Source organism: Nonomuraea sp. ATR24 (assembly GCF_041950485.1).
Lineage (GTDB): Bacteria > Actinomycetota > Actinomycetes > Streptosporangiales > Streptosporangiaceae > Nonomuraea > Nonomuraea ceibae.
Map to the genome: position 1 here is coordinate 253757 of NZ_JBGNUU010000001.1, position 13171 is coordinate 266927.

General features: G+C 73.5%; 13 protein-coding genes. 9 read left to right on the forward strand and 4 right to left on the reverse strand.

Features of this window, described 5'->3' with window-relative positions; genetic code table 11:
- The first annotated feature begins 15 nt into the window (after positions 1–15).
- Genes ACBI99_RS01200 through ACBI99_RS01210 form a run of 3 tightly spaced genes read left to right on the forward strand, consistent with a single transcriptional unit; the run spans position 16 to position 3074 of the window.
- The gene (locus ACBI99_RS01200; RefSeq protein WP_375071475.1) at positions 16–966 is read left to right on the forward strand and encodes a helix-turn-helix domain-containing protein; all 951 of its coding nucleotides are present in this window, start codon (positions 16–18) and stop codon (positions 964–966) included.
- Between the two features lie 26 nt (positions 967–992).
- On the forward strand, positions 993–1796 hold the full coding sequence (locus ACBI99_RS01205; protein ID WP_357585478.1) for an alpha/beta hydrolase: 804 nt from the start codon (positions 993–995) through the stop codon (positions 1794–1796).
- A gap of 6 nt (positions 1797–1802) precedes the next feature.
- On the forward strand, positions 1803–3074 hold the full coding sequence (locus tag ACBI99_RS01210) for a SpoIIE family protein phosphatase (protein ID WP_357585476.1): 1272 nt from the start codon (positions 1803–1805) through the stop codon (positions 3072–3074).
- On the opposite strand, the gene ACBI99_RS01215 is transcribed toward ACBI99_RS01210, so the two are convergent.
- Positions 3061–3771: a helix-turn-helix domain-containing protein gene (locus ACBI99_RS01215; RefSeq protein ID WP_357585474.1), complete on the reverse strand. Its 711-nt coding sequence runs from the start codon at positions 3769–3771 to the stop codon at positions 3061–3063. The two genes, ACBI99_RS01210 and ACBI99_RS01215, sit on opposite strands and share 14 nt — an antisense overlap.
- Before the next feature lie 78 nt (positions 3772–3849).
- On the reverse strand, positions 3850–5112 hold the full coding sequence (locus ACBI99_RS01220) for an FAD-dependent monooxygenase (protein WP_375071476.1): 1263 nt from the start codon (positions 5110–5112) through the stop codon (positions 3850–3852).
- Between the two features lie 214 nt (positions 5113–5326).
- Here ACBI99_RS01220 and ACBI99_RS01225 point away from each other — a divergent pair, with 214 nt between their 5' ends.
- From ACBI99_RS01225 to ACBI99_RS01235, 3 genes are all read left to right on the forward strand, one after another.
- On the forward strand, positions 5327–6322 hold the full coding sequence (locus ACBI99_RS01225) for a hypothetical protein (RefSeq protein WP_375071477.1): 996 nt from the start codon (positions 5327–5329) through the stop codon (positions 6320–6322).
- Between the two features lie 86 nt (positions 6323–6408).
- Positions 6409–6813: a YdeI family protein gene (locus ACBI99_RS01230; RefSeq protein WP_375071478.1), complete on the forward strand. Its 405-nt coding sequence runs from the start codon at positions 6409–6411 to the stop codon at positions 6811–6813.
- A 52-nt stretch (positions 6814–6865) separates the two neighbouring features.
- The gene (locus ACBI99_RS01235; RefSeq protein WP_375071479.1) at positions 6866–8140 is read left to right on the forward strand and encodes an alpha/beta hydrolase family protein; all 1275 of its coding nucleotides are present in this window, start codon (positions 6866–6868) and stop codon (positions 8138–8140) included.
- Positions 8141–8316: 176 nt separating this feature from the next.
- On the opposite strand, the gene ACBI99_RS01240 is transcribed toward ACBI99_RS01235, so the two are convergent.
- The gene (locus tag ACBI99_RS01240; protein ID WP_246644402.1) at positions 8317–9273 is read right to left on the reverse strand and encodes a cyclase family protein; all 957 of its coding nucleotides are present in this window, start codon (positions 9271–9273) and stop codon (positions 8317–8319) included.
- Between the two features lie 123 nt (positions 9274–9396).
- On the opposite strand from ACBI99_RS01240, the gene ACBI99_RS01245 reads away from it, so the two are divergent.
- From ACBI99_RS01245 to ACBI99_RS01255, 3 genes are read left to right on the forward strand one after another with little or no spacing between them, the layout of a single operon-like run.
- Positions 9397–9969, forward strand: a complete 573-nt coding sequence (locus ACBI99_RS01245) for an RNA polymerase sigma factor (protein WP_219502770.1) — start codon at positions 9397–9399, stop codon at positions 9967–9969.
- The gene (locus tag ACBI99_RS01250; RefSeq protein WP_219502773.1) at positions 9962–10723 is read left to right on the forward strand and encodes a CU044_5270 family protein; all 762 of its coding nucleotides are present in this window, start codon (positions 9962–9964) and stop codon (positions 10721–10723) included. The genes ACBI99_RS01245 and ACBI99_RS01250 overlap by 8 nt, the downstream gene beginning before the upstream one ends.
- Before the next feature lie 53 nt (positions 10724–10776).
- On the forward strand, positions 10777–12357 hold the full coding sequence (locus ACBI99_RS01255; RefSeq protein ID WP_375071480.1) for a heparinase II/III family protein: 1581 nt from the start codon (positions 10777–10779) through the stop codon (positions 12355–12357).
- A gap of 36 nt (positions 12358–12393) precedes the next feature.
- Here ACBI99_RS01255 and ACBI99_RS01260 read toward each other — a convergent pair whose 3' ends face one another.
- Positions 12394–13083 carry a FadR/GntR family transcriptional regulator gene (locus ACBI99_RS01260; protein WP_219502776.1) on the reverse strand — a complete coding sequence of 230 codons (690 nt, stop codon included), beginning with the start codon at positions 13081–13083 and terminating at the stop codon, positions 12394–12396.
- Between the last annotated feature and the right edge of the window lie 88 nt (positions 13084–13171).

Here is a 13171-nt window from a genome sequence, read left to right on the forward strand (position 1 = left end):
AGGTATTTTCTTGCCATGCGGATGCATCGGGTGGTGGCGCTGGTCCTGCCGCCGCAGTCCACGTTCGAGCTGGCGTGCGCGGCGGAGGTGTTCGGCCTGTCGCGCCCCGGCCTGCCGGGGCGGTACGCGTTCACCGTGTGCGCCGAACGGCCCGGGGCGGTGCCGACCCTGGCGGGCTACGACATGGTCGTCGGCCAGGACCTGTCGGCACTCGGCGCGGCGGACACGGTGGTGGTCCCGGGCTGGCACCGCCACCGGGAGCCCGCCCCGCCCGCCGTGCTCGACGCGCTGCGCGGCGCGCACCGGCGTGGCGCCCGGATCGTCGCGATCTGCTCGGGCGCCTTCCTCCTGGCCGAGGCCGGGCTGCTGGACCACCGCAGGGCGACCACGCACTGGAGGCTCGCCGGCGTGCTCGCCGCCCGTTTCCCCGACGTGCGGGTCGAGCCCGACACGCTCTACGTCGACCTGGGCGACGTCGCCACCAGCGCCGGCACCGCGGCGGGCATCGACCTGTGCCTGCACCTGGCGCGGACCGACCACGGCGCCGCCTACGCGACGCACCTCGCCCGGCACATGGTCATGCCCCCGCACCGCGAAGGCGGGCAGCTCCAGTACAGCACCGTGCCGCCCGCCGCTCCCCCGTCGCAGTCGCTGGCCCCCGTCCTCGACTGGGCCGCCGAACGCCTGCACGAGCCCCTCACCCTCGACGACCTGGCCGGACAGGCCGGGATCGCGCCCCGGACGCTGGCCCGCAGGTTCGCCGGCCAGCTCGGCGTCAGCCCCGGCCGCTGGCTGCTCCAGCAGCGCGTCACGGCCGCCCGGACGCTGCTGGAGGAGACCGACCTGCCCGTGGAGACGATCGCCGCCCGCGTCGGCCTCTCCTCGGCCGCCAACCTCCGCAGGCGCTTCCACGCCCTGGTCCGCACCACCCCGGCCGCCTACCGGCGCTCCTTCCGCGGGCTCTGACGTGCGCGGATGTGATAATTCGGGTTATGGACGTGCGGAGCAGGAACAACGTCCGGATCATCGGACCGCAGGACGGGCGGGTCGTCATGCTCGCCCACGGATTCGGCTGCGACCAGAACCTGTGGCGGCTGGTCGCGCCCGTCCTCGCCCAGGAGTTCCGGGTGGTGCTGTTCGACTACGTGGGCTCCGGCCGCTCCGACCTGTCCGCCTGGAGCGAGGAGCGGTACGCCACCCTCCACGGCTACGCCGCCGACGTGCTCGACATCTGCCGCGATCTCGACCTGCGCGACCTGGTGTTCGTCGGCCACTCGGTCAGCGCCATGGTCGGCGTGATGAGCGCGGCGCGTGAGCCCGGCCGGTTCGCGGGCCTGGTGCTGCTCGTCCCCTCGCCCCGCTACGTCGACGACGAGGGCTACCGGGGCGGGTTCAGCGCCGAGGACATCGACGAGCTGCTCGCCTCCCTGGAGGCCAACTACCTGGGCTGGTCGGCCACCATGGCGCCGCTGATCATGGGCAACCCGGACCGGCCGGAGCTGGGGGAAGAGCTGACCAACAGCTTCTGCCGCACCGACCCGAACATCGCCCGGGCGTTCGCGCGCGCCACGTTCCTCAGCGACAGCCGCGCCGACCTGGCCGGCGTCCAGGTGCCGACGCTGATCCTGGACTGCGCCGAGGACATGATCGCCCCGCGCGAGGTGGGCGCGTACGTGCACCAGGCGATCACCGGCAGCCGGCTCGTCACGCTGGCGGCCACCGGCCACTGCCCGCAGCTCAGCGCCCCCGACGCCACCGCTGCCGCCATCGCCGCCTTCACCCGTGAAAGCATGTGACGCGGTGTGACGGCGAAAGACCATCCGGAAGAACCGGAGTTCGCGGCGCTGCTGGAGGACAGCCCCGTGGACCTGTACGAGAACGCCCCCTGCGGCTACGTGTCCACGCTGATGGACGGCCGGATCGTCAAGATCAACCAAACGCTGCTGACCTGGCTCGGCCGCGCCCGTGACGAGGTCGTCGGCCGGATGCGCTTCGCCGACCTGCTCACCGTCGGCGGCAAGCTCTACCACGAGACCCATTTCGCCCCGCTGCTGCGCATGCAGGGGGAGATCGGCGGCATCGCGCTGGAGCTCAGGACCGCGGCCGGGGAGCGGCTGCCGGTCCTGGTGACCTCCAAGGTCAGGGTGGGCCCCGACGGCAGGCCGCTGCTGATCCGCAGCACCGTCTTCGACGGGGGCGACCGGCGTGCGTACGAGATCGAGCTGTTGCGCGCCCGCGAGGAGGCCGAGACCGCCCGCGCCCTCGCCGACCGGGCGCGCGAGGCCGCCCAGGCCGAGCGGCGGCGGCTGCAGGACGTGCTCGCCACGCTCCGGCGCAGCCTGGTGCCGCCGGCGCTGCCGGACGTGCCGGGGCTGGAGGCCGTCGCCCACTACCACACGGCCTCGCCCGACGACCTGGGCGGCGACTTCTACGACCTCTACCCGCTGGGGGACGGGCGCTGGGGGTTCTTCCTCGGCGACGTGAGCGGTCACGGCCCCGGCGCCGCGGCCGTCGCGTCGCTGGCCCGCTACACGCTGCGGGCCTCCGCCATGCACGACCCCGACCCCACGAGCCTCCTGGCCATCCTCAACACCGCCATGTACGACCGCCAGGTCGACGAGGAGACGTACTACTGCACGGTCATCGCGGGCATGCTCACGCGCACCGGCGACGGGTTCGCGGTGACCTTCGCGGGCGGCGGTCACCCGTCGCCGATCCTGCTGCGTGCCGGGGGCGGGGCCGACTACCTGCCGACGACCGGCGGGGTGCTCATCGGCCTGCTGCCCGAGGCGCCCTCGGTCACCGTGCACGCCGAGCTGCGGCCGGGCGACACGCTGCTGTTCTACACCGACGGGCTGATCGAGGCGCGCACCGCCGACGGCTCCGGCGACGACGGCCGCTACGGCGACCAGGCCCTGCTCGCCTTCGCCGGGCGCATCGCCCCGGCCACGCCCGCTGCGGCCATCGCGGCCATGACGGGGCTGCTGGAGGAGCTGGGCGAGGGCGTCGACGACGACACCGCGCTGCTGGCCCTGGGCGTGGCGCCGGACCGGGACGCGCCTACTCGCGCTTGACGGCGAGCAGGGAGAGCAGGATCTCGCGCTTCTCGCGCAGCAGCCGCAGCCCTTCCGCGGCGGTCGCGTGGACGTCGGCCGCGCTCGCCCGCTCGCCTCCCAGCAGGGCCGTCACCGTCGCGGCCATGACGGCGTCGGCGTCGGCGACGGTGATGCCGCCCGGGGCGCCCCCGCTGGTGGCCGAGTCCAGGAACCCGGCCATGACCGCCCGCAGCGCGTACGCCTGCGCGTCCAGCGCCCAGTCGGCGCGGGCCAGGCGGTGCTCGCGCCACACCGGCAGCACCGTGAACATCAGCGCGGCCGGGCCCACGTGGACGAGCAGTTCCTTGGTACGCGGATGCCCGGCCAGCACGCCGAGCAGGTCGCCGTCGTTCGCCTGGAGGGCGCGCATGAACGGGCGTTCGACGGCGTTGCGGATCAGGCGGGGACAGAAGCGCTGCGGCCGGGCCAGGTCCGGATCGGCGCTCAGGGCCGCGATGTCGGCCTCCAGCACCTCCAGGAACTCCCGGGCGAACAGGTCGATGAGCAGGTCTTCCTTGGTCGCCCAGTACAGGTACGCGGTGCCCTTGCCGACGTGCGCCTTCTCCGCGATCTCGGCCACGGTCACGCCCTTGACGCCGCGCCGGAGCACCAGGTCCCGGGTGACGGCCAGGATCCGGGCGGCCTTGTCCGAGTCGTGGTCCGCCGGGCGTTTCATCGTTCGCTCCCGTTGCCGCTGCCGAAGGGGTGTGCGAACGATTGTGCCGTGCCGGCACGCGCTCGCACGCCATCGGCGTCACACCCGCGCGGGTCGTCGCCCGCCGAGGGGCTGCCGGACGAGGCCGGGGTGGGCGAAGTCCGTCTCCTTCGTCCGGGCGGCCTTGCCCCTGGACTGCCACAGGACGAACAGCGAGGAGGTCACCGGCAGCTTGCTCGCCCGCAGCATCACGCGGCGCAGCGCCAGCTCGTACCGGGTGGCGGGGACGAACAGGCTGCGCATCTGCATCCCGTTGCCCTGGAAGTACTCGATCGTGGGACGCAGCCGCCGTTCCCAGCGGGTCAGCGCCTCGGTGACGCTGCCGGGGTGGCGGGCCAGCATGGTGCCCAGCAGGTCGGCCCCCGCCATCCCGGCCGACGCCCCCATCCCCGCGTACAGGCTCACGCACCAGGCCGCGTCGCCGACGAGCACCACCCGGCCGCGGTGCCAGCGGTCCATCCGCACCTGCTCGACCGAGTCGAACAGCACCTGATCGGCCGACTCCAGCCTGTCGAGGGCCGCTCCCAGCGCGGGGCCGGCGGGCTCCGGGCCGAACGCCGCGCGTACGCGCTCGGCGACCGTCGAGGTGAACTCGGCGTCCACGTCGTCGGTACGGTAGCTCAGCAGCACCATCGGCGGCCGGTGCCAGAACGGGAAGATCCACATGGACCGCCCCGGCTCGGTCAGGACCACGGAGTCGCCCTGGCCGAACCCCGGGAGCGGGCCGGTCAGCTGGAAGGCGACGGCCATGTAGTTCATCCGGCGCAGATACGCCTCGTGCGGCCCGAACACCAGCCGGCGCACGGTGGAGCGCAGCCCGTCCGCGCCGACGACCAGGTCGAAGCGCTCGACGGTCGAGGTGTCCGTGACGGTGTCGGTCAGCGTCACGTCCACCCCGCCGGCGTCCTGCTCGATCCGCGCCGGGACGGTGGAGTAGCGGATCTCCACGTCCGGCGGCAGCGCGGCGAACGCGGCCTCCTCCACGTCGCCGCGCATCATCACCCACGGCCGGCCGGGGAAGTCCTTGAAGCTCAGCCCGGGCCGCCGCCTGCCGGAGCGGTCGATGTCGTAGCTGGCGCCGTCGGCGCCGCGATCGGTCATCGCGTCCAGGACGCCCAGGCGGCCGGCGGCGGCCCGGCCCGCGCCGAACAGCGCGATGAAGTGCCCGCCCTGCCGCCTTTCCCGGGCGCGCTCGACGATGACCGGCTTCCAGCCGATCTGCCGCAGCCGCAGCGCGGTCGCGATCCCGCTGATGCCCAGCCCGACGACCAGGACCCGGCGATCTTGCTTCGTGATGTCCATGATTCCACGGTACGACCGACTGACCATTTCGCTCATTCGGTCAAAATGTGATGTGCGCCACGTCCATCGGGCGTCGCGGGCCCGCGCCTCGTCCGGGATGCCGCGGCCACGTCCGGCTCAGGGACGGAGCCGCCGCCGGGTTCTCGACATCCGGCCACGAGATCGGCGCATTCAGGGAGATGCCCGCCGTCGCCGATCGCGATCGACTGGTGTCATGACAGGCAGAATCGTGATGGCGGCGATGCTGGTCGTCGCCGCGTTCGTCGCCACGCCCCAGGCAGCGGCGGCGGCCGGATCGGCGTGCACCTGGCGGATGCAGGCCCTCCCGGCGCCCGCGGGCTCGACGCAGCACCAGGTCCAGGCCACCGACCACCACGGCGGCTACTCCGGCAGCGCCTACTTCCCCGACTCCGGCTGGCACATCATCTCCTGGAAGAACGGCCAGGTCATCGACTACGGGTCGTCCGGCCACGGCGCCGACCGGGTCGTGGCCCAGAACGGCGACGGCACCATCGCGGGACTGTCCGTGACGGGCCTGTGGCAGGCCTCGGCGATCTCCTTCCGCATCCGCGACGGCCGGCGGGAGCGGCTGACCCCGCTGCCCGGCGCGGAGCTGAACAGCCGGGCCTTCGGGATCACCCGCAACGGCGACGTGTACGGCCGCGCCGTGGTCTGGGAGGGCAGGACCATGACCCACGTGGTGGTGCGCTGGCCGTACGACCGGCCCGGCGTCGTCGAGGAGGTGACGGGCCTGCCCGAGGACATGAGGGTGGTCGGCGTGGACCACGACGGCACGCTGCTGATGGAGCGCAGTTCGGCCGATCCGTGGCCGCACCTGTGGCGTGACGGCCGGCTCATCCGCCTGTCGGAGCCGCCGGACCTGCAGTTCGGGTACGCCCTGGCGATCTCCGGCGGGCTCGTGGCCGGGTCGCTCCGGGTGGGCTCCGAGCCGAACCGCCCGGCGTACTGGGACCGGGACGGGCAGCCGCACCTGATGCCCGAGGGCGCGCGGGCCGAGCAGATCAACAGGAACGGGCTCGTCGTCAGCGCGCTGACGGCCACGCCGTACCAGGTCTGGCGGTTCGGGACGCCGGTGGGCGAGCTGCCCGCCGCGGCCTCCGTCACGACGGTCGGGGACGACGACACCATCGGCGGCGCGACGACCGGCCCGAACCACCTGCCGGCCGCGGCCGTCTGGCGCTGCTCCTGAGATTCGCCCAGGCAAAGTGCTCACTCGTTGAGCACTTTGCCTGGAAGCATGGATCTCACAAGCCGCCGAACGGACGTCCTCACGGGATGGAAGGGCTGACCACGATGACCGACACCGCCCAGACGCTGAACGCCCCGACGCTGAACGCCCTGATCCTGGACGACGCCGCCGCCTGGCGGGCCTGGCTCGCCGAGCACCACGACAGCGCCCGCGACGTCTGGCTGCTGATCGCCAAGAAGAACAGCCGCGCCAGGACCGTCACCCTCGACGAGGCGCTGGACGAGGCGCTGTGCCACGGCTGGATCGACAGCCACCGCCGGGCCTACGACGGCGACTACTACCTGCAGCGCTACTCGCCGCGCGCCCGCCGCAGCCCGTGGTCCCGCATCAACGTCGCCAAGGCCGAGGCGCTGACGGCCGCCGGCCGGATGCGCCCGGCGGGCCGCGCCGCGATCGAGGCCGCCAAGGCCACCGGCCGCTGGCCCGCCTAGCGGGATGCCGTCTATACATCGAGTGTATAACCCTGAGGTATAGTCGCTCGGCATGAGTCAGATGATCCACCGCCAGACCCGGGCCACCCCCCGCGCGGCGCGCCGGCCCTGGCGGCTCACCGCTGCCGCCGGGCTCGTCCTCGCCATCACCGCCACCGGTCTCGGAGTCGGCCCGGCCGCCCCCGTCCCCGCCTTCGCCCTAACCGGCCCCGCCTTCGCCGGCAGCGCCTTCGCCGGCAGGGCCGCGAGCGCCGCCGAGCCGCACCTGCCAGCGCCCACCGGCTCCCGGCCGGTCGGCACCACGTCCCTGCACCTCAAGGACACCTCGCGCGCCGACCCCTGGGTCCCCAGCGCCAAGGCCCGCGAGCTCATGGTTTCGCTGTGGTATCCGGCCAAGGCGCCGGGCCGCCATCGCGCGCGGTACATGACGCCCAAGGAGTCCGAACTGCTTCTCAAGGACGGGGGCCTCACCAGCATCCCCGCCGACACGCTGAGCAAGGTGCGCACCAACGCCTTCACCGACGCCCGCCCCGCGGGACGCGCCCGCAGCCTGCCCCTCGTCGTGCTGTCCCCCGGGCACAGCAAGCCCAGGTCCGAGCTGACGGCCCTGGCCGAGGACCTGGCCAGCCGGGGGTACGTGGTGGCCGCCGTCGACCACACGTACGAGAACGTCGCCCAGACCTTCCCCGACGGGCGGGTCACCACCTGCGTCACCTGCGAGATGAAGAAGGACCCGGCCGTCTGGCAGAAGCTGGAGAAGGGACGGGCCGCCGACGTCTCCTTCGTCCTCGACGAACTGACCGGGGCGCGCCCGAAGTGGAAGGGGGCGCGCCTGATCGACACCTCCAGGATCGCCATGTCCGGCCAGTCCGTGGGCGGCGCGAGCGCACTCGCGGCCCTGGCCGCCGACCGCCGGCTGCGCGCCGGCATCGACGTCGACGGCAGCGTGGAGACCGTGCTCCCCAAGGCGGGACTGTCCCGGCCGTTCCTCCTGCTGGGCAAGCCCGCCACGTTCACGCCCGGACAGCCCGGCTCCGCCGCCAGCTGGGAGCGCGTCTGGGCGGGGCTGCACGGCTGGAAGCGCTGGCTGCTCGTGACCGGCGCCGCCCACACGTCCTTCACCGACCTCGGCGTGCTGGCGGACCAGATCGGCTTCGACGACGGCTCCGACATCTCCGGCGTCCGCGCCCTGGCCATCACCCGTCAGTACGTGGCGGCCTTCTTCGACCAGCACCTGCGCAAGAAGCCGCAGCCCTTGCTGGACAAGCCCTCGGCGAGCTACCCCGAGGTCACGTTCTGCACCCCGGAAAAGAAGACCTGCGCCTAACCCCGGCGACAGCCGAACGTCCCCGCACGAGAACCCCGCGCGGCGACCATCCCCCGTCCCCGAAGTCTCGGTGTGCACGTCGAAGTAGACCGGGTGTTCCAGGAGGCTGACGACGTAGCCGCCCACGGCTCATCCCCGCAGGAGTGGTGTGGTCGTCGGGCTGTGGGAGGGCGGCGTCAGAAGGTGGCGATCGGGTTGACCGGGCTGCCGGAGGTGCCGGCGAAGCGGACCGGGGCGACGGCGAGGTGGAAGTCCCACTGGCCGAGTTCGGCGGCCGTGGCCGCGCACGCCTCCAGGTCGCAGTTGTCGAGCATCCACAGCCCCATCGCGACCAGGCTCACGGCGTGAACCGGCATCAGCACGTCGTCGTACCCCGACGGCTGCACGTCCTGGGGGGTGTCGGCACCGATCAGCGCGACCTCCCGTTCGTGCAGCCACGGCAGGCTGGCGGCGTGCCACCCGGCCTGCGTGAAGCCGCCGGCCACGCCGCTCTCGTGGCGGAAGCGGCCGTAGCCGGTCCGCAGGAGCACCGCGTCGCCGGCTCGTACGCGCACGCCCTGGCGACGCTCGGCCGCCTCGAGGTCGTCGGGGAAGACGCCCTGGCCGGGTTCGAGCCAGGGCACGTCGCGGACGGCGGCGACGTCCAGCAGGACGCCGCGGGTGACGATCCCGTTCGCCGCCGCGGTGACGGACGCCCACGCCGATCCGGTCGCGGCGTCGACCAGCGCGTGCGGGCGCCCGTTGTACATCGTGCCATCCCAGAGGATGTGGCACGGCGAGTCGACGTGGGTGATGGTGTTGCCGTGGAACATGAGGCCGAGCCGCTCGGTGGAGAAGCCCCAGCGCCGGTCGTTGCGGAATCCGGGCGCCGGCATGTTCTCGGCGCCCGGCATGTCGGCGGCGCACGGGCACGCGGTCGTCGCCCGCTCCATGTCCTCGGGCACGGCGACGTCCCATGCGCATGACACGCTCCTGCCGTGGCGCACGGCCCGGGCCGCCGCCAGCCGGACGTCGTCGGTGATGTGGTTCAGGGTGCCGAGCTCGTCGTCGTCGCCCCACCGGCCCCAGTTCGACAGCGTGTCGAAGTAGCCGAGTACGTCGTCCTGTGTGGGCATCGGTCGCTCTGCCGTCATCCCGGCAGGCTATCCCGCCCGTCCTCCCGAGTCCCGGTGATCGGCACATGAAGCGACCCGCGTGAAAGGAACCCGGGGCATCGGGTGATAAACGATGACCATTGATGCATCGGAAGGCAGCACATGACGGCGGAGGCCATCCTGACCCCTGTGCCCTGGGCGGCCCGCGCGCGAGGGGCGCTCGACGCTGAACGGTTCGAGGAGGTGTTCGGCACGTACTACGGGGAGATCCACACGTACGTCGCCCAGCGGCTCGGCCAGGACCACGCCGAGGACATCGTCGCGGAGACGTTCTTCACGGCGTACCGCAAGCGGGCGCAGTACGACCCGGACCGCGCGAGCGTCCGGGCCTGGCTGTACGGCATCGCCACGAACCTCATCGGCAAGCACCGCCGCCTGGAGGCCCGCACCCTGCGCGCCCTGGGCCGGCTCGGTCCCGAGGCCGACTCCCCGGGGCACGAGGACTCCGTGGCCGTCCGCGTCAGCGCCCAGAGCCTGCGCCCGGAGCTGGCCGCCGCCCTGGCCGAGCTGGCTCTGCGTGACCGCGACGCGCTGCTGCTGGTCGCCCTGGCCGGGCTGAGCCACGAGGAGGTCGCCAACGCGCTCGGCATCCCGTACGGCACCGTCGGTTCCCGCCTGAACCGGGCGAGGAAGAAGCTGCGGGCCCGGCTGGGCGGGGTGGCCGACCGTGGATGACCTCGTACGCGATCTGTACGGCGAGCCTCGCCCGGACCCGCAGGCCCAGGCCAGGGTGTGGCGGCAGCTGGCGGCCCGGCGCAGGCGCAGGCGGCTGCCGTGGCTGGCGGTCCCGGTCGTGGCGGCGGCGCTCGCGCTGTTCCTGATCGTCCCTGGCGCGCCCGAGCAGCCGCTGCCCGGCCGGTCGATCCTGCTCGCGGCGGCCACCACGGCGGCGTCCACGTCGGCGGAGGGCACGTACTGGCACGTCAGGAAGCTGCGCGACGGCACGAGGGAGACCGAGCTCTGGGCGACCAGGGACGGCCGGGCGTGGATCTCGGAGGGCGGCCGGGTGACCCGGGTCGAGGGCGGGTCACCGTTCAGCATGGCGGGGCGGGCCATGACGTACGCGCAGATCCGGGACCTGCCGGCCGACCCGGCGGCGCTGCGGGAGCGGGTGGCCGCGATGCTGCCGGACGCGGGGCTGCTCGCCGACGCGCTCGGCGGGCTGCTCTGGACCAAGCCGTCGCCGCCGCAGGTCCGCGCCGCCGCCTACCGCGCGCTCGCCGACCTGCCCGGCGTCCGCTACCTGGGCGAGCGCGCGGACGCGCGCGGGCGTCGCGGTGCGGCGTTCTCCTTCGGGCTGCCGTCGGGCGCCCGGCGCACGCTGATCATCGACCCGGCCACCTCGCAGGTGCTGTCGAGCACGGACGACCGGGCGGGACGTTCCGAGATCGTCCTGGTGGCCGGCTGGACGGACCAAGGCCCCCGCTGACTCATCCCCGCGCGGCGCGTGGCTGCCGCGTGCCCGAAATCAGGAGCCATGACGTGTTCTGGCATGCCCGCACGACCTCAGGCAAGGCCATCTGCCTGAGCGACCAGTTCCCGCTGAGCAACGTGGAGGAGGTGATGCTCGGGCGCGTCACGTTCGCCGGGCAGCCGCCGGTCGACCTCGGCGCGGTCGTCGACTGGACGGCGAACCCGCACGGCAACCGCTCCTGGGCGCTGAACCTGCACGCGTTGCGCTGGGCGGGCCGCCTGATCGCCGAGTACGAGCGTTCGGGGGAAGCGGCGTACCTGCGACGGGCCACCGACCTGGCCGGGCAGTGGGCGCGGGCGAACCCGCGCGGCGGCCGCGGGGTCAGCCCGTGGGCCTGGGCCGAGCATCCGGTGGCGTTGCGCGCCCCGGTGCTCGTCTGCCTGAGCGAGCACGTCCGGGCCCGGTGGCTCCTGGACTGCCTGGCCGAGCACGGCGAGGTCCTGGCCGATCCGGCGCTCTACCGCGCGGGCCACAACCACGGCCTCGACCAGGACATCGCGCTCCTGGTCGTCGGCTGCCGCCTCGGCCGGGCGAAGTGGCGGGACCTCGCCATACACAGGATGACCGCCTCCGCCGAGCTCGCCGTCGACGACCAGGGCGCGCTGCACGAGCAGGCTCCCCGCTACGGCCTGTACGTGCACCGGCGGCTCGGCGTGGCGCTGCGGGCCATCAGGGAGAGCGGCGCCGAACCGCCCCCGCGGCTGGTGGCCAGGAGGTCCGCGCTGGAGGCGTACGTGGCCCACGCCACCCAGCCCGACGGCCGCCTCGTCCCCATCGGGGACAGCCCGGCCGACGCCCGCGCGACCGGGTTTGCGCAGGAGGGGCCGGTGGTGCGGGTGTTCGACGCCGGGTACGTCTTCGGCCGCACGGCCTGGAACGATCCAGACTCGGCCTACTACTCGATCCGGTTCGGGCCGGGACGCGCGTTGCACGGGCACGAGGACCACCTCGGCGTCACCTACAGCGCCCAAGGGCACCGGATCCTGGTGGAGGCCGGTTTCCACTCCTACGAGCGGACTCCGTACGTGGACTGGACGCGCTCGCCGGAGGCGCACAACGTGCCCGTCGTCACGGGCGTCTTCCGGCCGGGCACGCGCACCCATCTCCTGGAGTCGTCGATCGGGCCCGCCCGCCAGTGCTTCGAGCTGTCCGACGACGCCTACGGGGTGCCCAGAACCAGGCGGGTCCTGGTCAGCCACGCGCCGGACCTGCTGGCCGTGCACGACAGCGTGCCCGCCGGGTCCCTGCGCAGCCTGTGGCACTTCGATCCCGCGCTCACGGTCGTCTCCCGGACCGGCGGCGCGGTGGTGCTGGGCGACGGGGACTGGCGGGTGACGCTCCTGCAGTTCCCCGCCGATGGCCTGCGGCTGCGCACCGGGACGGTCTCGCCCGGCTATCTGCGCACCGCCGGGACCGTCACCGTGGAGTCGGCGGAGGCGGCCGACGTCCTGACCCTGATCGTGCCGGGCGCCGCCGCCCCCGAGGTCGCGATCTCGGGCTCCGAGCTGACCGTCGAGACGCCCGGCGGCCCGGTCACGATCGACGGCGGGAGGGGAAGACGACTCGCGTTTCGTCGAGCTATCCGCTGAATCGCCCGGCGGCGGGGCGGCGGGCGGCCTTGGGGGTCAGGTCGGCGCGGGTGACGGCGGCGCCTTCGCCCGCGCGATGCGCGCCTTCACGTCGCGGAAGTGCAGCCGCATCGCCTCCCGGGCGGCCTCGGCGTCCCGCGCCCGGAGCGCCGTCACGATCCGGCGATGGTTGACGACGATCTCCTCGGTCCGCTCCTCCGGCGGGCCGAGCGTCGGCTCGACCTCGTGGTAGACGTCCCAGAACAGGCCGATCAGCTGCAGCACCAGCTCGTTGCCGCTCGACTCGTACAGCAGCGCGTGGAAGGCCCGATCGGCCTCCCGGTCGCGGTCCATGCCGTTCACCAGGGCGTCCAGCGCGGCGAGCCGGGCGGCGCTGGCGGTGCGGGCCACCTGGCCGATCAGCCCCGTCTCCAGCAGCTCGCGGACCTCGACCAGATCGCGCAGCGCGTCGATCCCGCCGCCCGGCCCCGAGCGCACCTGGAAGGCGAGCGACGGCGTCAGCACGTCGAGCGACGCGTGCCCGACGAACGTCCCGTGGCCGTGCCGGATCTCGACGATGCCCAGGGCCCGCAGCGCCCGTACGGCCTCGCGGACGCTGTTGCGGCTCGCGCCGAGCAGCTCCATCAGCTGCACCTCGGTCGGCATCGGGGATCCGGGGGCCAGCCCGCGTTCGTGGATCAGGGCGACGATGCGCTCCTGAAGCGACGCGCCGTCACGCGCAGGCATGCTGCCTCCAGGCTCGGAAGACGTTGTGGTCGAACATCCCACCTCTCGGTCCCGGACGGCCAGGCGGTACGGAAAGTTTACGACGACT